This window comes from Halomonas sp. BLK-85 (assembly GCF_044792155.1).
Lineage (GTDB): Bacteria > Pseudomonadota > Gammaproteobacteria > Pseudomonadales > Halomonadaceae > Vreelandella.
In genome coordinates, this window is record NZ_CP087731.1 from 1425875 (window position 1) to 1450377 (window position 24503).

The window sequence follows — 24503 nt, forward strand, 5'->3', positions numbered from 1 at the left end:
TGCAAAACGGCATATTCATATTCTTTTAAAGCATATTGGTTTGTCCAGGCCTATCGCAGAAAGGGAAACGCTGCGGCAACGCCTCTATCGATCCCTGATAGCGGCGTCATTTAGTGGCTATGGAAGCTTCAATACCATCAAGCGCGCTGGATATACCTGTATATAATTGGACTTTTTCGACGTTTTGCAGTATCAATAACCACTGTTAAAGTTCACGCGCTTGCGGGAGAGACTGCTTTCGCTGATGCCAACAGGCAGCAAAGCAGCGCCAAAGGAGCAACCGCCCCGGAAACTCTCAGGCCCCCGGACCGTTTGCGCGAATACTTTCCGGAGAGCGACTGATGCCTGCGTCATTCAGTCCACCGAAGGAGCAAACAGGCCCATGGCTTGTGAATCTCTCAGGTTTAGGACGGAAGGGGCACACACTTGACCCGTGTGTTTTTCCTGACGCCTGAACTTTGGAGAGAAAGCATGTTACCTGCTTCCCCCCGTCATATCGCAGTCATCGGCGGTGGCATCACGGGTATTACTACTGCCTACAGTCTGCTCAAGCGCGGATTCGATGTCACTGTGTTCGAAAAAAACAACTATGCGGCCATGGAGACTTCCTTTGCCAATGGTGGTCAGCTTTCGGCATCAAACGCCGAGGTCTGGAACCACTGGCCAACGGTGCTCAAAGGGTTACGCTGGATGCTGCGCAGTGACGCGCCGCTGCTGGTCAACCCGCGCCCGAGCTGGCACAAGCTGAGCTGGTTCGCTGAGTTCATGCGTGCCATTCCGCAGTATGAAAACAACACCAGTGAAACAGCTCGGCTGGCGATTGCGGCCCGCGAGCACCTGTTTCAATGGGCAGCCGATGAATCCATCGATTTTGACGTCAAGCACGAAGGCATATTGCATATCTACCGTGATAAGAAAGGCTTTGATCATGCTGCCAATGTGTCAAAACTGCTGGCAAAAGGTGGGCTCGAGCGCCGCTCAGTGACCCCAGAGGAAATGCGTGCCATCGAGCCCACACTGGCCGGCAGTTACTACGGAGGCTTTTATACCGAAAGCGATGCCACCGGTGATATCCATAAATTTACGCACAGCCTTGCCCAGGCGGCCGAACGTCGCGGGGCAACCTTTAACTACGGCCATAGTGTCCAGGATCTGGGGGCTGATGACAGCAGCGCCTGGATTGACGCTGAAGTTGACGGCCAGTCTGTACGCCACACCTTTGACGGCATGGTCATTTGCGCAGGTGTTGGCAGCCGCTACCTGGCGGCCAGATTGGGCGACCGTGTGAATATCTATCCCGTCAAGGGCTATTCGATTACCGTGGGCCTGAATGACGCGGCTTCTCAACAGGGCGCGCCGACGGTCAGCTTACTCGATGATGAAACCAAACTCGTCACCAGCCGTCTGGGTAACGACCGTTTTCGCGTGGCTGGCACGGCCGAGTTCAACGGTATCAACCGCGATATCCGCGACGACCGGATTCGCCCGCTTATCCGTTGGGTGGAGCAATGTTTCCCAGGCGTAAGCACGCGCCAGGTAGTGCCCTGGGCGGGGCTGCGCCCCATGCTTCCCAACATGATGCCGCGCGTTGGCAATGGAAAACGGCCAACCGTTTTCTACAATACGGGTCATGGGCATCTTGGCTGGACCTTGTCTGCCATCACGGCGGAACTGCTCGCCGATGCGGTGGAAAGCAGCGCAGTGCCAGCGCGCTCGGTATTGGCCCGTTAATCAATATGCCTGCCATCGGGCGCATTGACATGCGATATGTCTCAGGCGGCGTCCGATGGCACCTCATACCTGCTGGTGAGGGTGCGGTCTGCGCACCCCACAGCCCTTGAGAACAATCCGGGACAGAAAGCGGGTGATGTCCTCGATATCCTCCTCACTGATCGTTTCCTTACCGGTAATCCCCAGTACCTGGGCTTCAAAGTCAGCGTAATGCTGAGTGGATGACCAGATCAAAAATATCAGCCAGACCGGGTTCACCGGGTCCATCAGGCCGCGTTCGGCCCATTGCTCGAAAACCCGGGCACGACTCTCGACCCAGTCACGCAGCTCGCCGTTCAGATACTCCTGAAGAAAGGGCGCGCCGCCGAGAATCTCGGCTGCAAATAGCCGGGACCCCTCAGGATGACGCAGCGAGAGCTGCATCTTGCGGCGTATGAAGGCGGTGAGTACTTCTGCCGGGTCATCCTCCACCGATATATCGTCCAGCAGCGCATTCCAGCGCTGCATCATCCTTGCCAGCAGGCGAACATAGAGCGCCTGTTTGCTGCCCATATAATAAAGCACATTGGATTTCGGCAGCCCGGCGGCTTCCGCGATGGCCTGAACGCTGGCGCCACGATAGCCATGGCGGGCAAAGATGCGCTCGGCGGCGGCCAGAATCAACTGCTCGTTGTGGGCCCGCGTGGCCTCTTTTGATATGGCCGATGACTTGGCGGTGCAAGGGGGTGAGGTCATTTTAGCTCCTGAAAAGATGGCCCGTGACTTGCATTGTTATCAGGACTGAACCATTCTTGGAATTATTCCTGACCAATTGGTCAACATGTGAGTCAATGCCATGATCCACTTCCAGCTAAATGGCCAGCCACGCAGCGTGGCGGCTTCGCCCGATACCAGCGTACTCGAACTGCTGCGTGAGACACTGGGCCAGGTAGGCACCAAGGAAGGCTGTGCGTCCGGTGACTGCGGCGCCTGTACTGTCGCCATCGGTGAGGTCAATGCAGCGGGAAAGATGCACTATCATAGTGCAAATTCCTGCATCATGCCCGCCCATCAACTCCAGGGCCGCAGCCTGGTCACCGTTGAAGGGCTTGCCGACGGTAATCACCTACATCCGGCCCAATCGGCAATGGTCGCCTGCCATGCCAGCCAGTGCGGTTTCTGCACACCCGGCATCGTCATGTCGCTGTTCACCTTGCATGAGGCCCAGCCTGATGAGCCGGCACCCTTGACGCCTGAACGCCTGGAAGCGGCGCTCGGCGGTAACCTTTGCCGCTGCACCGGCTACCGGCCGATCCGCGATGCGGCGCTGAGCATGGCCGATCACCCGGCGCCGCGCAATGCCTGGTGGCACGACGCCTCGGCACTTCCTGCAGGAGACAGCAAGGTTAAGGCCGATGGTACATCAACCGAGGATTCTTTTGTGCAGCCGGCAACCCTGGCAACACTGCTTGCCGCACGTAAGCGTTATCCTGAGGCGCCGCTGGTGGCGGGAGGCACCGATCTCTGGCTGAACGTTACCCAAAGCCTTAAGCGTTACGAGCGGGTAATTGACGTGACCCGGGTGGATGAGCTGTTGCGTTGCGACACCGTCACTCTGGACGATGGGCGGACAGGCTGTTGGATCGGCGCCGCTGTGACCTATACGCAGCTGATGCCATTGCTGGATGAGCATTTTCCCGGCTTTGCCCATCTGCTTCATCGCCTGGGGTCGGCGCAGATCCGCAACCGTGGCACCCTGGGGGGCAATATCGCCAATGCCTCGCCCATTGGCGATACCCCGCCGGTATTGCTGGCGCTTGAGGCACGGCTATGGTTGGCAGGCCCGGAGGGCGAGCGGGAGCTGGCACTGGATGAGTTCTTTATTGATTACAAAAAGACCGCCCTGGGCGAGGGCGAAGTGATTCGAGCGGTCTTCTTGCCTGCGCCACGACCCGACCATACGCTCAAGGTGTGGAAAATATCCAAACGCCGCGAGGACGACATCTCGGCGCTGCTGGGCGCTTTTCACTGGCGTATGGAGCAGGGAGTGCTGCGTGAAGTGCGCCTGGCCTTTGGCGGCATGGCGGCAACCCCCAAGCGCGCGTATAGCGTCGAGGCTGCTCTGGAAGGACAGCCACCCACTGACACGGCGTTTGCCGCTGCCCGCGCGGCACTGCTTGAGACCTTCACGCCCCTCAGCGATGTGCGCAGCAGCGCAGAGTATCGTCAGCTGGCCGCTGCCAATCTGCTGGAACGCCTGCACCTTGTGATGAATGCTCCCGAATCCGCCAAGGAGACCATGCTTCATGCGTACGCTCACTAGTCTGCCCCTGGCGGCGCCCGCTGACGTCAAGCGTCCTGCTGACAAGCATGCCCGCATGCACGAGAGTGCTATCAAGCATGTGACCGGGCGCGCCGCCTACATTGATGACCTCAAGGCGCCAGCCGATACGCTGCACATCGCCCTGGGGCTCTCAACGGTTGCCCATGGCCGGCTGAGCCACCTGGACCTGCCACGTATCCGCCTGTTACCCGGGGTGGTTGACGCTGTCGGTGTAGCGGATGTGCCCGGACATACCGATATCGGCCCGGTGTTCCCCGGCGACCCGGTACTGGTTGATTCAGCAATCAGCTACGCCGGCCAGGTACTCTTTGCCGTGGCTGCCGAGACCTATCGTGGCGCGCGGGAGGCCGTCAAGGCAGCGTTTGATGCCGGCATGATACGCGTCGACGCCGACACCCCGAGCCTTGACCCGGTCGCCGCCATTGCGCGTGATGAAGTGGTACGCCCCACCCATGTGCAGGAGCGCGGCGAGTGGCAGCAGGCCCTCAAGGAGGCCGCGCATGTCATTGAGGGCGAACAGTTTGTCGGCGGCCAGGAGCACTTTTACCTGGAAGGTCAGGCCTGCCTGGTCACGCCCACCGAGGATGATGGCGTCGTGGTGCACACATCCAACCAGCATCCCAGTGAAACCCAGAAACTGGTGGCCGAGGTGCTGGGCATTCCGCTGCACGCCGTGACTGTGGAAGTACGTCGTATGGGTGGCGGCTTCGGCGGCAAGGAAACCCAGGCCTCGCCCTGGGCCTGTATCGCCGCACTGATCAGCCGTCGTACCGGACGCGCCGCCCGGGTGCGCCTGCCGCGCAGCGAGGACATGCGCGCGACCGGCAAGCGCCACCCTTTCCATAACCGCTACCGGCTGGGCGTGGATGGTAACGGCGTGATCCAGGGCGGTGAGATCACCCTGATTGGCGATTGCGGCTACTCGCCGGATCTTTCCGATGCCATTGTCGACCGCGCCATGTTCCATAGCGATAACGCCTACTCGCTGGGTGCTGCCCGGGTGACGGGCCATCGAGCGCGCACCCACACCGCCTCGAACACGGCGTTTCGCGGGTTTGGCGGCCCCCAGGGCATGATGGCGATTGAAGCAGCAATCGATGATATTGCCCGCCACCTGGGAGAAGACCCGCTGACGGTGCGCAAGCGCAATCTGTATCGCCACGACGACCCGTCTTCGCTTCGCAATGTGACCCACTACGGTCAGCAGGTCGACCAGACCGCGTTATTGCATACGCTGATGGCGCAATTGGAAACAAGTAGCGACTACTGGGTACGCCGTGAGGCAATCACAGCCTTCAATGCGCAAAACAGCGTGATCAAGAAGGGCCTGGCGTTGACGCCGGTGAAGTTCGGTATTTCCTTCACCGCCAAACATCTTAATCAGGCCGGCGCGCTCTTGCATGTGTATACCGATGGCAGTGTGCTGATCAATCACGGGGGCACCGAAATGGGCCAGGGCCTGCACACCAAGATCATCCAGGTGGTGGCCCGCGAACTGGGGCTGGACCTCAACACAGTGCGCATCAGTGCCACACGTACCGACAAGGTGCCCAACACCTCGCCGACCGCGGCCTCCAGCGGGGCCGACCTCAACGGCCAGGCTGCCCGCGATGCCTGTGTGAAGCTCAAGGCGCGCCTGTTTGACTTCGCCGCCGAGCACTTTTTTGCCGAGCAGGGCGTGGATACCGACAGCATGCGCCTGGAAGAAGGGCAGCTGGTGGTGGCAACAGACAGCGGCGAGCGGCGCATTGGTTGGGGGGAGTTGATCCAGGCCGCCTATTTTGGTCGCGTATCGCTGTCGGATAAGGGCTTCTACGCCACGCCCCTGATCCACTACGATCGCAGCCTTGGCCAGGGCAATCCCTTTTACTACTTCGCCTTTGGCGCGGCCGTGTCCGAGGTCAGTGTGGATACCCTGAGCGGTGAATATCAGGTCACCCGCGTCGATATCCTTCACGATGTGGGCGATTCCTTGAATCCGGCCATTGATATTGGCCAGGTAGAGGGAGGTTTTATTCAGGGGATGGGATGGCTGACCAGCGAGGAGCTTGACTGGAATGCTGACGGCCAGCTGATGACGACGGGCCCCGCTACCTACAAGATCCCCACCTTTGGCGACCTGCCACCGGTGTTTAACGTCGCCCTGATGGAAGGCCACCCTAATTCAATGGCCAGTATCTATCGTTCCAAGGCAGTGGGTGAGCCACCTTTCATGCTGGCTATCTCGGTTTGGTCGGCGCTGCGCGACGCGCTGGCAAGCCTTGCGGATTACCGCCGGTCACCGCGTCTGGATACGCCGGCCACCCCGGAACGGGTGCTGCTGGCCGCCGACGCGCTGCGTCGCGCCAAGGTGTCGGCGTGAACGTCACCGAGACCTGGCATGCGGCCCTCCATCGCCTGCAGCGTGAGGGTCTGCCTCATGTACTGGCTACCCAGGTAACCAGTGCCGGCTCGACTCCCCGGGAGCCGGGCGCGCGCATGGTAATAACCGCGGAGGCCGTGTTCGATACCCTGGGTGGCGGCACCTTTGAGTGGCAGACCATTGCCGCTGCCCGGCACAAGCTCAAGGCAGGCGAGGCGGGCATGTCGCTGGAGTCGTTCTCGCTTGGCGGGCGCAGTGGCCAGTGCTGCGGTGGTTTCGTCAATGTCCTGCTGGAGGTGTTTCCTGGCAGCGGGACAACGCTGGCGCTGTTTGGCGCGGGCCATGTCGGGCGTGAAATCGTCCAGCTGGCCCAGCCGCTGGGCTGGCGCATCATGTGGTTTGACAGCCGCGAGGCCGCCTTTCCGAGCTGGGCCCAAGGGCAGCCACGTCTTGACTGTTACCCCGTCAATGAGGCACATAACGCCGTTGCCTCGCTGCCCAGCGCCGCCCATGCGCTGGTAATGACCCACGACCACGGTGAGGACCGCGCCCTGATCAGCGCGCTGCTGGCCCGCGGCGACTGCGCCTCCATCGGCCTGATTGGTTCACACAGCAAGTGGGCAAGCTTTCGCAGCCGACTTTTACGCGATGGTCACCCTGCGGCGGTGCTCGAGGCAGTGCGCTGCCCGCTGGGCATGGCCAAGGGGCCAGACGGCGAGACCACCAAGGTCAATGATAAAACCCCCTACGCCATTGCGCTGCTTACCCTGGCCGAGCTGCTGCCGCTGGCAGCCGGTCCTGCGCCCAGCGAGCAGCGCGGCCTGACGCCTCAGGCACTCAAGCCGTTATTTTCCACCCCTTCTGTTCATACTGACGACAGCTGAGACCATGACCGCGATAGATACGTTCACCTCTTTCCAACGCCACGGCCTTGTGCTGCGCGCCGAACTGCTCAGCTTTGATGCCGACCCGGGTGACGGCGACACCCCCTTGCCGGGCTCTGTCCGACACCTGCCCGATGGCGCCCTGTGGCTGGAAAACGGCCGCATACGCGCAGTGGACGATTACGCACAGCTGGCGCCACAGCTGCCCGAGGGCATCGAGATGGTGGACCATAGCGGCAAGCTGATCATGCCCGGGTTTATCGATAGCCACGTGCACTATGTACAGCTGGAGATCATGGCCTCCTATGGGCGCCAGCTGCTTGACTGGCTCAATGACTATACCTTCCCGGAAGAGTGCCGCTTTGCCGAGCGCGAGCACGCCGAGACCATCGCCGACGCCTTTCTGGAGGAACTGTTGCGCGTCGGCACCACCACGGCCCAGGTGTTTGGTTCCAGTCATCCGCAGTCAATGCAGGCATTCTTCGCGGCCAGTCAGCGTCGCGAGCTGCGCATGCTGGCGGGCAAGGTACTTATGGATCGTCATGCCCCCGAGGCGCTTACCGATGATACCTTCGGCGGCATTCATGATAGCGAACGGCTGATCGCCGACTGGCACGGCAAAGGGCGGCTAGGGTACAGCGTCACCCCGCGCTTTGCGCCCACCTCGACCCGGGCGCAGCTTGACGCCGCCGGTGGGCTCTTGCGCAGCGATCCGAGCCTGTGGCTGCAGACCCACCTGGCCGAGAACACCGGCGAGATCGCCTGGGTAGCCGAGCTGTTCCCGGAAAGCCGCGACTACCTCAACGTCTACGAGCAGTCCGGCCTGGTCGGGCCGCGCAGCACCTTTGCCCACGGCATTCACCTGGATGACGGCATGCGCGCGCGCCTGGCCGGGCAGGGCGCCAATATCGCTTTCTGCCCGAGCTCCAACATGTTTCTGGGCAGCGGCCTGTTTGATCGCCGGTCTGCCCGTGATGCCGGACTGGCGGTCAGCGTGGCCAGTGATATTGGCGCGGGCACCGATCTTTCCGGGCTGGCCACCCTCAAGGCGGCCTACCAGGTCGGCCAGCTGCGCGGTGAGGCGCTGACCGCCTGGCAGGGCTTCTATGCCCTGACGCTGGGCAACGCCCGGGCACTGTCGCTGGATGGGCATATCGGCCGATTGGCCGAGGGAATGGAAGCGGATTTCGTCGTGTTGGATACCTGCGCCACACCGTTACTTGCCCGGCGCACAGGGCGCTGCCAGACCCTTGCCGAGCGGCTGTTTGCGTTGATGATGCTGGGTGACGACCGCGCCATTCTGGAAACCTGGGCGAATGGGCGCTGCCAGCATCAACGCTAGCCGCTGGCCCGCGCCTGCAGGCGGAGCCTGGCGATACGCATGACCTGCTCGATGGCCGTGCGCCGCTCGGTGGCCAGGTCGTTATCGAGGCGCTCGGCAAAAGCCTCCAGAATGGCGTAGCGATCCAGGCCCCGAACGGCAATCACAAAAGGAAAATCAAATTTTTGTTTATAGGTGGTGTTCAGGTGTTCAAAGCGCGCGAGCTCTTCGGGTGAGCACTGATCCAGCCCGGCACCGGCCTGCTCCTGGGTCGAGTCGCCGGTAAGTTCGCCGGCCAGAGCCGCCTTGCCGGCCAGGTCCGGATGGGCGCGGATCACCTGGATCTGTTCGTCGCTGCTGGCCTGTTGAAGCATTTGCCCCATCAAGCTGGCAAGGCCATCCGGATGGTCATGTTGAGTCGTAAGACCCTGTTGCCAGGCGGCCTCGGCCACCCAGGGGGAGTGCTCGAAGATATCGCCGTAACGGGCCACGAAGGTGTCCCGATCAAGCGTGCTGGGGCGCGGCTCAAGTATCGCGTGAGGAGGTGAGAGCGACATGCTGTTTCCTGTAATGTGTCAATTATGATGTCAATATTGTATACAATAAACCAGTGAATGATAATTTGAATGAAGCCACACATGATTGCGCAGCGTTATGGAGCGTCACTTCGCCTATTGCGCTGCACTAACACCAGATTCAGGACCAAGGAGTCAGGATGGGACGTTTAACCACCCACGTATTGGATACCGCCCGGGGCTGCCCGGGTCAAGGCATCATGATTGATGTGTATCGCCTGTCAGCCACCCAGCGAGAACATCTCGGCAGTGTGACCACCAACGACGATGGTCGCTGCGATGCCCCCTTGCTTGAGGGCGCCGCGTTCACAGCAGGGGAGTATGAGCTGGTCTTTCACGCCGGTGATTACCTGGGTCGCCAGCACAAGGATACTTCTGAGCCGCGTTTTCTGAATGTGATTCCACTACGCTTCGGCGTTGCCGATGCCAGCCAGCATTACCATGTGCCGCTTCTGCTCTCGCCTTACGGCTACACCACCTATCGCGGCAGTTAACGCGTAAAGAAGGGGAGTGCCATGTACAGCTATATTGTTGATGTCGTCAACTTGCTGCTGCGCTGGCTGCATGTCATCGCAGCCATTGCCTGGATTGGTGAATCAATCTACTTCGTGATGCTGGATAACAGCCTGCGAACGCCCAAGGCGGATGAGGACCGTGAAAAGGGCGTGTCCGGTGAAATGTGGGCCGTTCATGGCGGTGGCTTCTACCACAACCAGAAATACACCACGGCCCCTGCCAAACTGCCTAACAGCCTGCACTGGTCATTCTGGAAAGCCTATACCACCTGGCTGAGCGGGTTTGCCCTGTTTGTGGTGCTGTATATGGCCAGCCCCGATTTTTACCTGGTCAACACCAATAGCCCCTGGGCATGGGCGGCTGATCTGAGTGGCTGGCAGGCCAATGTGCTGGCGCTGGCATTTCTGCTGGCTGGCTGGGTGGTCTACAACGAGCTTTGCAAGCGCATCAGCCCGAACATGGAGCGCGATGGCCTGCTGAGTCTGGCCGTGGCGGTCATGGTGGTGGTGGTGGCTTACCTCAGCACCCAGATGTTTACCGGGCGGGCGGCGTTTCTGTTGACCGGGGCGGTCATGGCCACGGCCATGTCGGCCAATGTCTTCTTCTGGATCATTCCCGGCCAGCGGCGCATGGTCAAGGCCATGCAGGCCGGCGAGGCGCCCAATCCGCTGGATGGCAAACGTGGCAAGCAGCGCTCGGTGCATAACACCTATTTTACCCTGCCGGTGGTGCTGTTGATGATCAGTAATCACTACTCGTTTTTGTATTCCCATGAGCTTGCCTGGGTGCTCATGGCATTGCTGATTTTTGCGGGCGCCGTGATTCGCCAGTTCTTCGTGCTGATGCATGCGGGCCACAACAGGCCGCTTTATCTGGTGGCCGGCGGGGGGCTTGTCATCCTGGCGTTCTGGATCGGTGCCCCCGGTGTTTCGGGCTCATCGTCGGAAACCGCTGCACCCGGGCGCGAGCAGGTAAGCACCATTATCGAGCAGCACTGCGTGCAGTGTCACGCCCGTGACCCCGAGCATGCCGGCTTCAATGCGCCCCCGGCGGGATACGTGTTCGAGAGCTGGGAAGAGACCCTTGGTCAGCGGGAGACAATCCAGCAAGTGGTTGGCAATCATTATATGCCGCTGGGCAATATCACTAACATGACCGACGAAGAGCGAGAGATTATTGAAGCCTGGGAGGAGTAACCGGCGTTGATTGGTCAACAGGCCCTGGTGTCGTATTTCCGTTTTGGTGCAACGTTCAATTTGGCATGCGTGCTTGTAGTGCACATGGCCTTGATGACAACGGTGCCACTTAGCTTTAAAAAAACAAGTCATTGATAAGTAATTAATTTTTCAGAACTGGCCGCTTTTTTGCAATATTTCATAGCGTGATTATTGTATACAAAGTGAGCAAGTTATGAAGATGACAACGATGACGCACCGCGGTCTTGGTGGCACGGCACTGGCCTTGGCTCTCTGGTCCACGGCGGGCCAGGCCCAGGAAACCGATATTCGCTTTCAGCTGGACTGGCGTTTTGAAGGGCCCTCCGCGCCGTTTCTGATGGCAGTGGACCGTGGCTACTTTGCCGAAGAAGGCCTGGATGTCCAGATCGATTCCGGAAGCGGCTCGGCAGGCGCCATCAACCGCGTGGCCTCCGGCGCCTATGAAATGGGCTTTGGTGACCTGAACGCCCTGGTGGAATTCCTGGCTGAAAACCCTGATGGCCCTGGCATCACCGGCGTGTATAGCGTCTACGATGGCACGCCTGCAGCGGTCTTCGCCCGCAAGGACAGTGGCATTGAAACCCCCGCGGATCTGGCCGGTAAAACCATTGCTGCCCCCACCTTTGATACCGGCTATCGCGCCTGGGGCATTTTTGCTGCTGCCAACGATCTGGACCCCGAGGCGGTAGAGTGGCAGAACGTTGATCCGACACTGCGTGAAACCCTGCTGACCCGCGGCGATGTGGATGCCATCACCGGCTTCTACTTCACCAGCCTTCTGAATCTTGAAGAGCGTGGCATGAGCCAGGAGGACCTGACCATCATGCCGTTCCCCGAGTACGGCGTCCCCCTTTATGGCAACGCCATTATTGCCAGTGAATCCTTTGCCGAAGAAAATCCTGAAGCGGTGCGCGGATTTTTACGTGCGTTCAATCGCGCCCTGGGCGAAACCCTGGACGACCCCGACGCGGCGATTGACTACGTGCGCAAGCGCGATGAGCTGATCGACCTGGAAATGGAAACCCGCCGACTGAAACTTGCCCTGGATAGCGTGGTGGATACGCCGGATGCCCGTGAAAACGGCGTAGGCGATATCGATACACAGCGCCTGGCCGAGGCCATCCAGCTGGTGGGGGATGCCTACTCCCTGCCGACACTGCCTGACGCCGAGGACGTTTTCGACAGCGCCTACCTACCGGCGCAGGATGACCGCATGCTGCTGCCGGCAGGGAGCGAATAATGTCGGCGTTTGTTGCTTTTGACCATGTCAGCCTGGCCTACGACGACTCGGGTAATGCCATTGAAGACATTGACCTGAATATCCACGAAGGCGAGTTTGTCGCCTTCGTCGGGCCATCGGGCTGCGGCAAGTCGACGTTCATGAAACTCTGCACGGGTCTTCATGCGCCCACGGCAGGGGCGATCAAGGTGGATGGGGTAGCGGTCACCGAGCCGCTGAAAATCTCCGGAATGGCCTTTCAGAACGCCAATCTGCTGCCATGGCGCACAACCCTGGATAACGTCCTGTTGCCCCTGGAAATCGTCAAGCCCTACCGGCATCAGTTTCGCAAACGCCGCGAGGAGTTTGTGGGCTGGGCGCGGGATCTGCTCAAAACAGTGGGGTTGGCCGACTACGAAGACCAGTATCCGTGGCAGCTATCCGGCGGTATGCAGCAGCGCGCTTCGATCTGTCGTGCGCTGATCCATCAGCCCCGGCTCTTGATGCTGGACGAGCCGTTTGGCGCCCTGGATGCGTTTACCCGCGAGGAACTCTGGTGCGTGTTGCGCGACCTCTGGGAGGCGCAGCGCTTTACCGTGGTGCTGGTCACCCACGATCTGCGCGAAGCGGCCTTTCTTGCCGACACTGTCTACGTGATGAGCAGCCGACCCGGGCGCATCGTCGAGCGGCGCCAGATTGATCTGCCACGCCCCCGCCCGCTGGAAATCACCTACGACAAGCCGTTTATCGACCTGGTGCATGAACTGCGCGCACAGATTGGTGAAATCCGCAGTCGCTGAATGTCATCAGGACAGAGCGTCACTATTAAAAGAGCTTCACTATGAATGTTAATCGTCAAACGGTCGAGCGGCTGGCGCCTTGGATCGCGGTAGGGGTATTGACGCTGATCTGGGAACTGACGGTACGCCTATTCGATGTCCCAAGCTTCATTTTTCCCAGCGCCCTGGATACCGCCATTGCCCTGGTCACCTACGCAGGCCCTATCGGCATGCATTCCTGGCAAACCCTCTGGACCACCCTGGTCGGGTTTGCGCTAGGGGTGGTGGTAGGCCTGGGGCTGGGCTTTATAATCGGGTCTTCACGCTTTCTGTATAACGCCTGTTACCCACTGCTTGTGGGGTTCAATGCGATCCCCAAGGTCGCCTTTGTGCCCATCCTGGTGGTGTGGTTCGGGATTGGTTCGGTGCCGGCGATTCTCACCGCCTTCCTGATCTGTTTTTTCCCGATTGTCGTCAACGTGGCAACCGGGCTTGCCACCCTCGAACCCGAGATGGAAGACGTGCTGCGCGTACTCGGCGCCCGGCGCCTGGACGTGCTGTTAAAGATCGGCCTGCCGCGCTCGCTGCCTTATTTCTTTGCTTCATTAAAAGTGGCCATCACCTTGGCGTTTGTAGGCACGGTGGTATCGGAAACTGTCGCCTCCAACCAGGGCATTGGCTACCTGATGATGAGTGCCGGCTCGCAGATGCGTATGGGGCTGGTGTTTGCCGGGCTTATCGTCATCAGCGCCATGGCCATGGTGATGTACGAACTCTTCTCGCTGCTGGAAAAGCGCATGACGGCCTGGGCGCATCGCGGACAGAATCGTTAGTAAAGCGTCTTTCAATACGTCGTCTGATGCGGCGTATTGAAGTCACTCCTTGCAAAACAACCCTCAAAACCGCCTTTAAGGCAACCGACCGGCGCTTGCGCCAATAATAATGTCAATGGGAGAGTTACATGAAAGACCGTGGTAACACAGACACTCGCGCAACCAGCACTGTCATGAAAAGCGGGCTATTGGCCCTCGCCGCTATCAGCATGGCACCTACAGCACATGCCGAGAAATTTTTCTCGGATTCGAGCGTTTCGTTACTTTACAGCGATCAGTACGAGACCTTCGGCAATCAAACCCGCACGGATACCTATGTCACGTTTGAAAACGTAACGGCACATGACTGGGGAGGTACTTTTTTATTCGTCGACCGCAATCAAGGTCGCGGCACCGCTGACGACGATGATGACCTGTACGGCGAATTTTCTCCCACGCTGAGCTTGAGCTGGCTGAGCGATGTGGAGCTAGGCCGTGGCATTCTAAAAGATGTCTCGCTTGCCGGGACCTACGAATTTGGTGGTGGTACGGACGCCACCAACGTATTGACAGGGCTGAGTTTTGCCTGGGATGTACCGGGAACCGTTTACTTCAATAGCGCTTTCTACTACGTTAACAACAGCGAAATCAGCGACGACTGGCAGGTAACCCTCACCTGGGGTGCCCCGTTTGAGCTGGGCGCTTCGCGTTTTCTGTTTGATGGCTATATCGACTACTCCTCGGCTGCCTCGGATCATAAAGCCGATTTTCACTTCAATCCGCAGCTCAAGTGGGATTTAGGCCACTACTCGGGCAATCCAGGCGTACTCTATGCCGGTATTGAATACTCCTACTGGCACAACAAGTACGGTATTGGCGAAGAGTTGATTGATACCGAAAGTGCGGTCAGTGCCTTGGTGAAGTTCCATTTCTAAGCGCTTGAAGCACCCAACCCGTTAGATATCGACTGCCGCCTCCTCAGGGAGGCGGTTTTTGTAGGTATGGCATTCGGCCAGGATGTGGATGGGCTGACAAAAGCCCACTTCGGCGGCTAGAGCCTTCAAGCAGAGCTCATTCTGGCTTGTTTGGCAGACGTTTCTCATCATCGATCACGCATACGCGTGTCGGCACCTGGGGTGTCCATTTCCAGAACACGATATTGATGTCTCGCGGTGTGGCACCTTTTGCCTGAGAGGGAACGCGGATGCCGGTGAAGCCTTCGGCTTTCAACTGCGTCGCTATTTCCCAGGCCACCACAGGCGCCTTGCGTAGCTTTCTGTCGAGCCAGGCCTCATGCATCCAGCTTTCAGGGGCAGGATGAACCCTTGCCTGAACCGCCGGATCGCAAAGATCCAGCAGGGGCCCACAGTCGACTTCATAGGCACACAGGGTCAGTGGCTGGGTTTTGAACGGAAAACCTTGCTGCGCCTCAAGCCAGGCGGTCTCGAAACGTTCACTTGTGTATAAAGCAGGAAAGCCAACAGGGTTCCAACGCCCACCATGGCGAGCCGTACCTTCTCCGGATTCAGGTGCATGCTGCCATCTGGGATTATGGCCACGATAGACAATGCCTCTGTACCGAAAGCCCAGCTCCAGCAGGCTCACGCATAGCCTCCCTCAGCAATCAGGGCAAGATAGGCGCGAACATCATCAGCACGGCCCTGGCTGACCAGATCCTCTGCAGTAAGGTCGCCCAGAGGTGCAATGGGATAGGTGCGGTACCAGGACCAGGCTGCACTGGTTGACCCCGCCCAGGGTTCGATGCGCTTGAGGATCTCATAGGTCTGACGCAGGCGCTGCTGTGTTGAGACGGCATGCAGTCGATCCTTACGGATAATGGCGTTATGACTCAGGCCAATTGCATGCGCGAACTCACGCTTGGTGATATGCAGCTCATTCAGGAGAGCATCCGCCATGATAAAGCCCTCACGGTCAACGACGTCTTTGATCTCAATCGTCATAATGTCACCTATATAGGCGTATTTATATGTCAATTTATGTGACTTTTACGCCTTCGTCAACTCCTTGCCACTGAACCAGCCCCGAGCCTGAGGCATGACAAAGCCGTGACTAAAGGGGGTAGGATATCCATATATTATGTACGATGACGGATGAGACAGTGGTTAGCGAACTGTGAGAGCCCTATAACCAGCTGTAAAAGTGACCAAAAATAAAAGGATTGCCCCATGGCTGAGCGCTCACTGCCGAAAGGCCTTTATGACCTGCTGATAACACAGGATATAAAGTATCAGCTGGAGAGCTCTGAGCTTGAATCCTATATCGAGCGCCTGCACCCGGATGACAGTCATCAACGTCTGGCCGATGCGGTTGCCGAAGAACTTTCTCAGCTATTGGCGCAACTGCCTCAGCAGGGGGAAGATACCAAGCTACAGCGTCAGGTGGCGTTATTGAATGAAGTATTGGTCACGGCCAGACGTCATTATCAGCCGGAAATATCCCAAGCCCCACAAACAGGTACTTTGCCAGAGCACCCCAGCCGTTTGCTGGCGCTTGATGAGCATCAGCGTCGGCCAGAATTGCCCAGTATTGGGCTTGCCCAACCCTGGTTGTTTACCGCAGGCAAAGACTCCCCACCTTTATTGCACGAGCTGTCTGCTGAGCTTGCTAGCTGCAATCAAGTCGACATCCTGGTCAGTTTTATTACGCAATCAGCGCTGAGCTTTTCCACTGGCAGAGCCAAAACGCGGCAAGTGCCAGCAAACGGCTGGGGCGCTCTGGCCTTTCACTGCTCTATGCTTCATCTAGGCTGGCGGTTCACTTTTCTTCGCAATCCAGTGCTATGCTGAAAATCCCATCCATTATCGAGGCGATGTTATGTCCTGTTTCGTTAAGTCTTTTACGACTTCCCTGCTGACAGTCTGCCTGTTTGCATCCCCCTTGGTGCAGGCAAGCGCTGAGCAACTGGAAGCCGATCTTGCCGAGCTTTTTGCTGAGGGCGAGTTGAGTATGGGCGAGGTGAATGACGCATCGAGCGGCGGGCAAGTGGTCGCAGAAGATATTGTCTTCGAGGGCCAGGACGGCCAACGCATTCTGGTGGAGCGCTATTCGGTCAACGGCGACTATGACGCGCCGGATGATATACAGCTGGAAAATATCCGCATTGAGGACAACCGAATCGATAAACCGCTGCTGAGTATCGAAAGCCTGATGCTGGCCGAACCCGGAATGGCCGTGTTAACCGACCAGGCCCTGCAAGACCCTGCTTTTGAGCTGGCGCAGTTTGCCATCGATGGCCTGGTGGTATCTCTGGATTCAGAAGTGGCGGAAGAAATGTGGCGCGAGCTTGCGATGGAACAGGGGACCGGGCAGCTGACGATCGAAAGTATCCAGGGAGCGTCACTCTCGGCCACTGCCATTGGTGAGCTTGAATTTCGCAATTTGGCCATGCAGGGCAACAACATGGATGAGCTAGGCGATGTCTCGCTGGTGATCGGGCGATTGCGGATAGAGGATGTCCAAGGGCTGCAGCAGGAAGAACTCGAACGTATCGGCGCCATGTCGCTGGAACGGCTGAGCATGGATAGCGATACGTTCGCGGCCAGCCTGGCCTCGCTAAACCTGGATGGGGACCTGAGTGACGGTGCCGCCCAGGTAGAAATGGAAGCTTTGGAGCTTGATCTCGACCGGATGATTGCGCTGTCCCCCCGCGAAGAACGCACCCAGAGGCGCATGGTGGCCAATGTTCTCACCGACGGCACCGGCCTGCTGGGTATGGATGCGGATTTTATGGTTCGTTGGGAGGAGCTGGCCAACCAGAGCCTTCTCGGGGGCGATGGCCAGATATTCCTGCGTGACGCCCTCGGTGTGAGCCTCAATGTTGAGTTACCCGTTCAACTGCCAGAAGGCGTGACGCCAGTAGACGTACTGAGCGACAGGGTGACCCTTGACGATGCCACCCTGCTTGGAGGAGAAGCAACATTGACGCTGGATGACCACGGGCTCTTGACCCGCCTTGTGACGCTTGCCGCCACGCTTGAAGGCGTGACGGAAGAACAGATTCTGGAGGTTGCCCGTACCCAGGCGCGAGGCTACGGCATGGTGTTCGGCTCTCAAATAGAGGCGGTATTGATGGGAGGAATGACTCTTCTGGAAGGAGGTGCCAGCCAGATGATCATGCGCATTACCCTGCCTGACGAAAGCCGTCTGAATACCTACACCGATGACCCGCTGGGGCTGCCTGATCTGCTATCACTGGAGGTGGAAACATATTGAGACCTGGAGGTGGCCAGCCGGACATCTATCCGGCTGACCAATCCGGTTGCCAATGAACGCCTGGCGGTCAGCGGATCCCCGCACGCAGAAACGACTGGACAAATTGGCGTTGGAATAGCAGAAAAGCGATCAATAGGGGAGCGATGCTCAGCAAGGTGGCAGCGCTGATGGTAGCCCAGTTGACGCCGGTTTCAGGGGCTGAAAAGACCCCTAGCCCGACCGTCAATGGGCGACTTTCCACCGAGTTGGTAACGACCAGCGGCCACAGGAAGTTGTTCCAGTGGTGGCTGATCGACACCAGGCCGTAAGCCAGGTAGGTCGGCTTGGCCAGCGGCACATAGACTTTCCAGAGAATTTCCAGCCAATGGCAGCCTTCAATCCGGGCAGCATCTTCCAGCTCCCGAGGAATGGTCTTGAAGGTCTGGCGGAGCAGGAAGATACCAAAGGCGCTGGCGACATAAGGCAGGCCAATACCGGTAATCGTATCAATCAGCCCAAGCTCGCTGGCAATCCGGTAGTTCTCAACAATCAGCACTTCAGGAAACACAAACAGCTGAATCAGCACCAGCATGAAGAGCAGGTTCTTGCCCGGGATGGGGAACCGCGCAAAGGCAAACGCCGCCAGCGTACAGACGATAAACTGCGCGACGACCACACCGGTCACCAGCATGAAAGTATTCAGGTAGTAGCGCGCAAAGGGCGCCTGCGCCCAGGCATTGATGAAGTTCTCCAGTGTCAAGGGGGCCAGTAACGTAAAGTTCACCATGAACTCCCCTGGATGAAAAGCCGCCCAGAACGCATACAGCAACGGGAAAATCCATATCATGGCCAGCAGCCAGGCGGCCAGGGTCTCCAGTGAAGGCAGCACACGGCGGGAAGGGCGTATGGCAGAGACTGTGTTCATTGGTAATGCGTCCTGCGGTCCAGAATCGTGAACTTCAAGGTAGCCACGAGCGCCAGTATCAATAGAATGACGACGGTCATGGTGGCGGCCATGGTGCGATCAAAAAAGGAGAAGGCGTTTTCGTAGACGTAATACAGCAGCAGATTGGTGGCGTTGTTCGGCCCACCTTTGGTGAGAATGAACAGATGGTCCACCACGCGCACGGCATTGATCAGGGCGTTGATCAATACAAACAAGGTGGTAGGCATCAGTAGGGGAAACACTACTCGCCAGAAATAACTCCAGCGGCTGGTACCTTCCAATCTGGAGGCTTCTTCCAGCTCGGGTGGAATCCCCTGTAATGCGGCCAGATAGAAAATCATGAAAAATCCGGCCTCTTTCCAGACAGACATGACAATCACAGAGCCCAAGGCAACGTCTGGGTCGCCCAGCCAATTAATACCCGACAGCCCAATGCCCTCCAGCAGCTTGTTGAACAGGCCAATCTGAGGAGCGTAAAAGAACATCCAGATGTTGGCGGCAGCCACCATGGGCAAAATGGTGGGCGTAAAGTAGGCCATGCGAACGATGCCCCTGCCCGCCAGCTTGCCGTTGACGAACAGCGCCATGATCAGCGCCAGGGCAATAGAGGTAGGAATCGTGCCCAAGGCATACCAGAGGTTGTTGCCCGCCACCTTCCAGAAGGTGGGGTCGTCCAGAAGTAACTGATAGTTTTCAACCCCGACAAAGGCTGGCGGCGTATCACGAAAACCGGGCAGCATCATACTGTTGATCACTGTCATCACAGTGGGCAAATAGGCAAAGGTGGCCAACAGTGCCGCCGCTGGAAGCAGCAGCAAAGCACCGTAGAGCTGCATTTTATGATGAGCCGTCAATGTCATCGGCAAGCGTCCCAATAAAAAGCCGGGGCAAGCCCCGGCAGGTCAAGCAAGAGGCGCGCTAGTTGAATACCCTAGCGTGCATAGCGCCTTAATACGGCGTCGGCTTCGCGTTGTGCCTGATCCAGCGCTTCCTGAGGAGACATATCGCCCGTCAAGGCTGCTTGAACGGCATTATCCAGAGCGCGGCGAACACGCCCACCCTGATAGGTCGAGAGCTCTGCCGTGGCATGTTCCAGCTGGTTGCTGGCCACCGCCGCAGGCGGAAAGCTTTCAACGTATTCCTCAAGAGCGTCGGTTGCATAAGCATCAGGGCTGACGCCCATATAGCCGGTCTCGATAGACCAGTCGGCGGCGCGCTCCGGTGATGTCATCCAGCGGATAAAAGTCATGGCGGCGCGTTTTTCTTCATCCGTGCTGTCCTTGAACAGGTAGAAGTTGCCGCCGCCGGTGGGGCTGCCACGTTGGGTTTTCATCGGTAGCATGGCAACACCAAAATCAAAGTCAGCCTGTTGGCGCACTGCTGTCAGGTTGCCGGTGGAATGCCACATCATGGCCGTGGATTCTTCAAGAAAGTTCTGGCGCAAGGTGCCCCATTCAATCGTATCTTCCGGCATGGCGTTATGTTCCTGGGAAAGGGATACCCAGTATTCAAGCGCTTCGACAGCGGCCGGGTCATTGAAGTAAACCTCGGTACCGTCGTCACTCATCAGCCGGTGCCCGTTCTGGAACGCCAGGGCCTGAAACATCCAGTATGGGTAACCTGTGGAGGGTATCATCACGCCCCATGGGTCATTGTCTGATGCTTCGCTGACAGCCGCGGCCATGCTGGCCATGTCATTCCAGCTGGCTGGCGGCTGCTCCGGGTCGAGTCCCGCATCAGCAAAGGCTTCCTTGTTCCAGTACATGACGATCGTTGAGCGCTGGAAAGGAATGCCATAGGTTTTTCCATCAATCTGACCGTTTTCCATCAGACCCGGATAAAAGCTGTCTAGCCATTCACGCTCTTCATCGTTTTGAATCACGTCATCAAACGCGACGATAGCATCCTGTTCGAGCAGCTCATAAAGATCGATCGAGAACATCACCGATAACTGCGGTGCCTCACCGGCCTCGATGGCAGACATGGCCCTCACGCGGGTATCATCGTAGTTACCGGCATAAATGGCATCGACATCAATATCCGGATGCGCTTCTTCAAACGCGTCCACCAGGTTGTCGATCACCGCGGTCAATTCACCCCCCACAGCAACCGGGTAATACATGGTCAGTTCAACCGGTTCGTTGGCGGATACGTTGTGAGCGCTGATCAGGCCAGCGGCAAGGGCAGTTAATGCAAAAGGAAGGCGCATGAAAAAACTCCTAATCGGCTGTGTCGGTGAAGCCGAATAAAGGGGTGTCAGCATCCATAGGGCCCTGGGCCGTATGGGGTGAGGCGGAGAACGGAATACGCTGAATATCGTCGCGACGTTTTCCGTCCGTTCCGAAAACATGGGCCGCATCAGGATGCCAGCCCAGGCGGCATTGCTGGCCCACAGGCAGAAAATGTTGACCGGCAAGCCGGGCGCTGAGCGTCTGCTGTCCGACCTGGCAGCGGAGTATGGTGTCGGCTCCCAGATATTCGCTGTCAAGCACGGTAGCGGGAAGGCCCGGGGCAGAGAGATCCTGGTGCACATGGACATCTTCAGGGCGCACCCCCAGGGTGCCAGACGCTGCCTGCCCGCCCGCTACGGCAATACGCGGTTCCCCGGACAGCGCCGCACCTTCAGCATGTGGTTCAAGGGCAAGCAGATTCATGGCCGGACTGCCGATAAAACTGGCGGCAAAGGTGGTTTGAGGGTAACGGTAGAGTTCATCTGGCGGGGCATCCTGAACGATCTGGCCGTCTTCCATCAGGATGACTCTGTCGCCCATGCTCATGGCTTCAACCTGATCATGGGTGACGTAGATCACCGTCATGCCAAGACGCGCCTGAAGGGCTTTGATCTCGCGGCGCATTTCGCTCCGCAGCCGAGCATCCAGGTTGGAAAGCGGCTCATCCATCAAACAGATCGGATGCTCGGAAATAATCGCCCGTGCCAGGGCAACCCGTTGACGCTGCCCACCTGAAAGCTGAGCGGGCTTGCGTGCCAGATAGTCAGTGAGGTCAACCAGCTCGGCTACCCTGGCCAGGCGTTGTTGGCGCTCATGTTTGGACACCCTGCGACTGCGTAGCCCAAACACGATATTGTCGGCAACGCTGAGGTGAGGAAAGAGCGCATACGACTGAAAAACCATGCTCAGGCCACGGTCACCCGGTGGCAGGAAGGTCACATTGCGGTCAGCGATAGTGATATTGCCCTGGCTGGCTTCTTCCAGACCGGCAATCATGCGCAACGTGGTTGACTTACCGCAGCCTGAAGGCCCGAGCAGAATGACAAACTGGCCGGGTTCGATCGAAAAGCTTATTTCGTCGACCGCCGTTGTAGTACCCCAGGACTTGCTGACGTGGTCCAGTTGAATCATCAATTATCAACTATTAATTAAAGTATCTAGACAGATTATTGGCTTTCTGATGTCAATGTGGTGTCAGGCAGATGACGGTTATGTGAAGGTTATTTTAGTTAGCTTGCTATCCGGTTGAGCAGCGACAGCCACATTGAACAAAGCCTAGTTCAAGATTGCTCACTTAGCTGGCGAAAAAGAAAATTCGAGGGCATCCGGGCGATCAGTGTCAGCAAGCCCGAAGTGAGTCATTCTCCTGAGTTGCTCTGATAAAAGAAGGTAGACGCTTCTCCCGGCGGTGTTACCGGTCAACCACCGCCGGCTGAATCCAGAGTCGTTGGCTATTCTTTATTTCGCGCCTGCCAGTGACCCATGTGCAAAATGAATGGCCATTTCACGCTGATGACGTTCGGCGTCAGGGTCATCAAGGGCTTCAATACGTTCCAGTGCCCGGATATAGGCAGCCGGCAGGGCGTGTTCACGTGCCCCGGAGAGCACATGGTGCTTGTACCAGTGGTATGGGCGCATGCCTTGCGCGGTCTGTTTACCCACATAAGCCTGCACCTCGAATTCCCGCGCGCTGTGCAGGTCCGTCACGATCAATGCGGTAGCATCATAGGCATGACCCAGCCCCTCATAACCGTCCAGAGTGGGTTTGTGGTGGGAGGCAATTTCCCAGATTACTCCATATACGCAGGCCTGTTCAGATGCTGGCACAATGTCGCATTTGCCAGAACCGTCACCGCTACGTTGATGAAACGCCAGGCGATAGGAGGGCAGCAGAGCGGTGGTGATAAAGCGCGCTGGAATGCGCGCGGCCAGGCGTTGAGTCGCCATGTTAGAACCATAGGCAAAGTACAGCATCAGCCATTTCCTCGAGTGAACGAACAGGGGCATAGGTTGAAAGCGTGAAGATCACTATACATCAGGCGGATTTTCTGCGCGTTGAACGATGGCGCGGGCAGTGGCATAAATTTCGGCTCGCCAGTGGGGTGACTGTATGACGTCGACATTGGCATGCATACCTATCAATAATTTTTGTTCAATGCTGCACTAGTTTCCCCTAACCCCCATCATTCATCGAGTGTGTGATCTCGCTCATCAGCCAGATGGATAGGGGGCTTCATCAACGCAAAGCAGTTTCTTGGAGTAGTGGCCAAGTAGGCAGGGTGATAGGCGGTGTTAGAGATGGCTTACATGTTTTGTGGTCAATCACTTACATTATCGCCTAAACAGATTTGGCAAAGTGATTCTTACAGATGACATGCTGAATAAATACACTAGGATGATAGGCGGTGGAGACAGTCCGAAATCGGGTTCCCACAGCAAGTGCCATCAGCACAAGCAACCTGCAATGACTGTTTTCGACCCAAAGCGGACATGCTGGCAAAGGCAGCATACTCGTTCATTGGGGATATGCTGCATATGCGATGATCGGTGTTATACTGCCAAGCAATGTTTAATATCTCCTAATTTTAATAGGTTAAGAGGTAAGGTGGTGTGCAGCATAACATTGTTGAACGTGCATGCACGTTCATCCGACATCAGTCCGTGCGGTCTAATACCTGTTAAGCAATAATATGACTAAAGAAAAAGTTTCGGTTTCAGGATCAGGCAAGGTTACAACCTACAACTGGATGCTCAAGAGCGCCCGGCTCGCGCTCGATTTCGCACGCGAAAAGGAAGAAGGGCGTTTTTTCCAAACCATGAATGTGTTGGTGTATTCAGCATTTGCCATGGAGGCGTATTTCAACCATTTGGGTGCACACCTGCATTCGGACTGGCAGTCGAAAGAGAGAAGACTCTCGAAGTTCAAGAAACTGCGCCAATTTAATGAGCACCTCCAACTAAACCAGGATCTTGCCAAAGAGCCGTATCGTTCGGTTCTAGATGTCTTCGACTTTCGAGATGCACTTGCACACGGAAAGACGGAAGAGGTTGAGCGCCAGGAGACTGTCGAACTGACAGAGGATGAGTTGCGATCCTATATGATTGGTATGAAGTGGATGGATGCCTGCACTCTGGCGAACGCAGAACGGGTATTTACTAATGTCGAGGCAGTTATTCGACAGCTACACAAAGCGGCGGGTCTCGGTGACTATCCATTCATCCACTACCATAGTTCAGCATACAGCCTTGCTTAACAATTGGCTGAACAGCGACCGATTTTCCACCGCTTCGCGGCTCCAAACCGGCGCGTGAGCCGGGTGTTATGTGTAAACAGCTAGCGTCTACTATCGGTCTAAAGCGGATGTTGAACAAGTG

23 protein-coding genes and 1 riboswitch are annotated in these 24503 nt (G+C 57.6%); of the genes, 14 read left to right on the forward strand and 9 right to left on the reverse strand.

Going from position 1 to position 24503, the window contains the following annotated elements; translation table 11 throughout:
• The first annotated feature begins 317 nt into the window (after positions 1 to 317).
• Positions 318 to 423, forward strand: a riboswitch (glycine riboswitch).
• A 48-nt stretch (positions 424 to 471) separates the two neighbouring features.
• The gene (locus tag LL947_RS06390; RefSeq protein ID WP_499834264.1) at positions 472 to 1731 is read left to right on the forward strand and encodes a D-amino acid dehydrogenase; all 1260 of its coding nucleotides are present in this window, start codon (positions 472 to 474) and stop codon (positions 1729 to 1731) included.
• A gap of 63 nt (positions 1732 to 1794) precedes the next feature.
• Here LL947_RS06390 and LL947_RS06395 read toward each other — a convergent pair whose 3' ends face one another.
• Complete coding sequence (locus tag LL947_RS06395; protein ID WP_499834265.1) at positions 1795 to 2466, reverse strand: TetR/AcrR family transcriptional regulator; 672 nt, start codon at positions 2464 to 2466, stop codon at positions 1795 to 1797.
• Between the two features lie 100 nt (positions 2467 to 2566).
• Here LL947_RS06395 and xdhA point away from each other — a divergent pair, with 100 nt between their 5' ends.
• Genes xdhA through guaD form a run of 4 tightly spaced genes read left to right on the forward strand, consistent with a single transcriptional unit; the run spans position 2567 to position 8642 of the window.
• Positions 2567 to 4033 (forward strand): xanthine dehydrogenase small subunit, encoded by a 1467-nt coding sequence (gene xdhA, locus LL947_RS06400; protein WP_499834266.1) that lies wholly within the window; start codon positions 2567 to 2569, stop codon positions 4031 to 4033.
• Positions 4017 to 6416 (forward strand): xanthine dehydrogenase molybdopterin binding subunit, encoded by a 2400-nt coding sequence (gene xdhB, locus LL947_RS06405; RefSeq protein ID WP_499834267.1) that lies wholly within the window; start codon positions 4017 to 4019, stop codon positions 6414 to 6416. The genes xdhA and xdhB overlap by 17 nt, the downstream gene beginning before the upstream one ends.
• Positions 6413 to 7300, forward strand: a complete 888-nt coding sequence (gene xdhC, locus LL947_RS06410) for a xanthine dehydrogenase accessory protein XdhC (protein WP_499834268.1) — start codon at positions 6413 to 6415, stop codon at positions 7298 to 7300. The genes xdhB and xdhC overlap by 4 nt, the downstream gene beginning before the upstream one ends.
• Before the next feature lie 4 nt (positions 7301 to 7304).
• Positions 7305 to 8642 carry a guanine deaminase gene (gene guaD, locus LL947_RS06415; RefSeq protein WP_499834269.1) on the forward strand — a complete coding sequence of 446 codons (1338 nt, stop codon included), beginning with the start codon at positions 7305 to 7307 and terminating at the stop codon, positions 8640 to 8642.
• Here guaD and uraD read toward each other — a convergent pair.
• A complete protein-coding gene (gene uraD / locus LL947_RS06420; protein ID WP_499834270.1) occupies positions 8639 to 9178 on the reverse strand; it encodes a 2-oxo-4-hydroxy-4-carboxy-5-ureidoimidazoline decarboxylase in 540 nt (179 codons plus the stop codon). The genes guaD and uraD overlap by 4 nt on opposite strands.
• 158 nt (positions 9179 to 9336) lie before the next feature.
• On the opposite strand from uraD, the gene uraH reads away from it, so the two are divergent.
• The 6 genes from uraH to LL947_RS06450 all read left to right on the forward strand — a co-directional run bounded on the left by uraH (position 9337) and on the right by LL947_RS06450 (position 14674).
• A complete protein-coding gene (gene uraH, locus LL947_RS06425) occupies positions 9337 to 9690 on the forward strand; it encodes a hydroxyisourate hydrolase (protein WP_404417566.1) in 354 nt (117 codons plus the stop codon).
• A gap of 21 nt (positions 9691 to 9711) precedes the next feature.
• Positions 9712 to 10908 (forward strand): urate hydroxylase PuuD, encoded by a 1197-nt coding sequence (locus LL947_RS06430; RefSeq protein WP_499834271.1) that lies wholly within the window; start codon positions 9712 to 9714, stop codon positions 10906 to 10908.
• A gap of 214 nt (positions 10909 to 11122) precedes the next feature.
• Positions 11123 to 12169, forward strand: coding sequence for an ABC transporter substrate-binding protein (locus tag LL947_RS06435; protein ID WP_499834272.1), 1047 nt, complete (start codon positions 11123 to 11125; stop codon positions 12167 to 12169).
• Entirely contained in the window at positions 12169 to 12948 is a 780-nt protein-coding gene (locus tag LL947_RS06440; RefSeq protein ID WP_290821231.1) for an ABC transporter ATP-binding protein, read from the forward strand. Before LL947_RS06435 ends, LL947_RS06440 begins: the two co-directional genes overlap by 1 nt.
• Positions 12949 to 12989: 41 nt before the next feature.
• On the forward strand, positions 12990 to 13760 hold the full coding sequence (locus LL947_RS06445) for an ABC transporter permease (protein WP_290821233.1): 771 nt from the start codon (positions 12990 to 12992) through the stop codon (positions 13758 to 13760).
• 128 nt (positions 13761 to 13888) lie between these two features.
• Positions 13889 to 14674 carry an outer membrane protein OmpK gene (locus tag LL947_RS06450; RefSeq protein ID WP_499834273.1) on the forward strand — a complete coding sequence of 262 codons (786 nt, stop codon included), beginning with the start codon at positions 13889 to 13891 and terminating at the stop codon, positions 14672 to 14674.
• A gap of 136 nt (positions 14675 to 14810) precedes the next feature.
• Here LL947_RS06450 and LL947_RS06455 read toward each other — a convergent pair whose 3' ends face one another.
• Positions 14811 to 15344, reverse strand: a complete 534-nt coding sequence (locus tag LL947_RS06455; protein ID WP_499834274.1) for an RES family NAD+ phosphorylase — start codon at positions 15342 to 15344, stop codon at positions 14811 to 14813.
• Positions 15341 to 15700, reverse strand: coding sequence for an XRE family transcriptional regulator (locus LL947_RS06460; protein ID WP_404417582.1), 360 nt, complete (start codon positions 15698 to 15700; stop codon positions 15341 to 15343). Before LL947_RS06460 ends, LL947_RS06455 begins: the two co-directional genes overlap by 4 nt.
• A 225-nt stretch (positions 15701 to 15925) precedes the next feature.
• Between LL947_RS06460 and LL947_RS06465 the strand changes: the two genes are divergently transcribed.
• Complete coding sequence (locus LL947_RS06465; protein WP_499834275.1) at positions 15926 to 16546, forward strand: hypothetical protein; 621 nt, start codon at positions 15926 to 15928, stop codon at positions 16544 to 16546.
• Between the two features lie 28 nt (positions 16547 to 16574).
• Entirely contained in the window at positions 16575 to 17972 is a 1398-nt protein-coding gene (locus tag LL947_RS06470; RefSeq protein ID WP_499834276.1) for a hypothetical protein, read from the forward strand.
• A 67-nt stretch (positions 17973 to 18039) separates the two neighbouring features.
• Here LL947_RS06470 and LL947_RS06475 read toward each other — a convergent pair whose 3' ends face one another.
• The 5 genes from LL947_RS06475 to LL947_RS06495 all read right to left on the reverse strand — a co-directional run bounded on the left by LL947_RS06475 (position 18040) and on the right by LL947_RS06495 (position 23102).
• Positions 18040 to 18876: a carbohydrate ABC transporter permease gene (locus tag LL947_RS06475; RefSeq protein WP_499834277.1), complete on the reverse strand. Its 837-nt coding sequence runs from the start codon at positions 18874 to 18876 to the stop codon at positions 18040 to 18042.
• On the reverse strand, positions 18873 to 19757 hold the full coding sequence (locus tag LL947_RS06480; RefSeq protein ID WP_499834278.1) for a carbohydrate ABC transporter permease: 885 nt from the start codon (positions 19755 to 19757) through the stop codon (positions 18873 to 18875). The genes LL947_RS06475 and LL947_RS06480 overlap by 4 nt, the downstream gene beginning before the upstream one ends.
• Before the next feature lie 71 nt (positions 19758 to 19828).
• The gene (locus tag LL947_RS06485; protein ID WP_499834279.1) at positions 19829 to 21106 is read right to left on the reverse strand and encodes an ABC transporter substrate-binding protein; all 1278 of its coding nucleotides are present in this window, start codon (positions 21104 to 21106) and stop codon (positions 19829 to 19831) included.
• Positions 21107 to 21116: 10 nt separating this feature from the next.
• A complete protein-coding gene (locus LL947_RS06490; protein WP_499834280.1) occupies positions 21117 to 22259 on the reverse strand; it encodes an ABC transporter ATP-binding protein in 1143 nt (380 codons plus the stop codon).
• A 327-nt stretch (positions 22260 to 22586) separates the two neighbouring features.
• Entirely contained in the window at positions 22587 to 23102 is a 516-nt protein-coding gene (locus tag LL947_RS06495; protein ID WP_499834281.1) for a gamma-glutamylcyclotransferase family protein, read from the reverse strand.
• 716 nt (positions 23103 to 23818) lie between these two features.
• Between LL947_RS06495 and LL947_RS06500 the strand changes: the two genes are divergently transcribed.
• The gene (locus tag LL947_RS06500) at positions 23819 to 24382 is read left to right on the forward strand and encodes a hypothetical protein (RefSeq protein ID WP_499834282.1); all 564 of its coding nucleotides are present in this window, start codon (positions 23819 to 23821) and stop codon (positions 24380 to 24382) included.
• Positions 24383 to 24503: the final 121 nt, after the last annotated feature.

Coding starts and splice junctions, on each gene's coding strand:
- LL947_RS06390 (WP_499834264.1), top strand. CDS start 472: ATGTTACCTGCTTCCCCCCGTCATATCGCAGTCATCGGCGGTGGCATC.
- LL947_RS06395 (WP_499834265.1), bottom strand. CDS start 2,466: ATGACCTCACCCCCTTGCACCGCCAAGTCATCGGCCATATCAAAAGAG.
- xdhA (WP_499834266.1), top strand. CDS start 2,567: ATGATCCACTTCCAGCTAAATGGCCAGCCACGCAGCGTGGCGGCTTCG.
- xdhB (WP_499834267.1), top strand. CDS start 4,017: ATGCGTACGCTCACTAGTCTGCCCCTGGCGGCGCCCGCTGACGTCAAG.
- guaD (WP_499834269.1), top strand. CDS start 7,305: ATGACCGCGATAGATACGTTCACCTCTTTCCAACGCCACGGCCTTGTG.
- uraD (WP_499834270.1), bottom strand. CDS start 9,178: ATGTCGCTCTCACCTCCTCACGCGATACTTGAGCCGCGCCCCAGCACG.
- uraH (WP_404417566.1), top strand. CDS start 9,337: ATGGGACGTTTAACCACCCACGTATTGGATACCGCCCGGGGCTGCCCG.
- LL947_RS06430 (WP_499834271.1), top strand. CDS start 9,712: ATGTACAGCTATATTGTTGATGTCGTCAACTTGCTGCTGCGCTGGCTG.
- LL947_RS06435 (WP_499834272.1), top strand. CDS start 11,123: ATGAAGATGACAACGATGACGCACCGCGGTCTTGGTGGCACGGCACTG.
- LL947_RS06440 (WP_290821231.1), top strand. CDS start 12,169: ATGTCGGCGTTTGTTGCTTTTGACCATGTCAGCCTGGCCTACGACGAC.
- LL947_RS06445 (WP_290821233.1), top strand. CDS start 12,990: ATGAATGTTAATCGTCAAACGGTCGAGCGGCTGGCGCCTTGGATCGCG.
- LL947_RS06450 (WP_499834273.1), top strand. CDS start 13,889: ATGAAAGACCGTGGTAACACAGACACTCGCGCAACCAGCACTGTCATG.
- LL947_RS06460 (WP_404417582.1), bottom strand. CDS start 15,700: ATGACGATTGAGATCAAAGACGTCGTTGACCGTGAGGGCTTTATCATG.
- LL947_RS06465 (WP_499834275.1), top strand. CDS start 15,926: ATGGCTGAGCGCTCACTGCCGAAAGGCCTTTATGACCTGCTGATAACA.
- LL947_RS06470 (WP_499834276.1), top strand. CDS start 16,575: ATGTCCTGTTTCGTTAAGTCTTTTACGACTTCCCTGCTGACAGTCTGC.
- LL947_RS06475 (WP_499834277.1), bottom strand. CDS start 18,876: ATGAACACAGTCTCTGCCATACGCCCTTCCCGCCGTGTGCTGCCTTCA.
- LL947_RS06480 (WP_499834278.1), bottom strand. CDS start 19,757: ATGACATTGACGGCTCATCATAAAATGCAGCTCTACGGTGCTTTGCTG.
- LL947_RS06485 (WP_499834279.1), bottom strand. CDS start 21,106: ATGCGCCTTCCTTTTGCATTAACTGCCCTTGCCGCTGGCCTGATCAGC.
- LL947_RS06490 (WP_499834280.1), bottom strand. CDS start 22,259: ATGATTCAACTGGACCACGTCAGCAAGTCCTGGGGTACTACAACGGCG.
- LL947_RS06495 (WP_499834281.1), bottom strand. CDS start 23,102: ATGCTGTACTTTGCCTATGGTTCTAACATGGCGACTCAACGCCTGGCC.
- LL947_RS06500 (WP_499834282.1), top strand. CDS start 23,819: ATGACTAAAGAAAAAGTTTCGGTTTCAGGATCAGGCAAGGTTACAACC.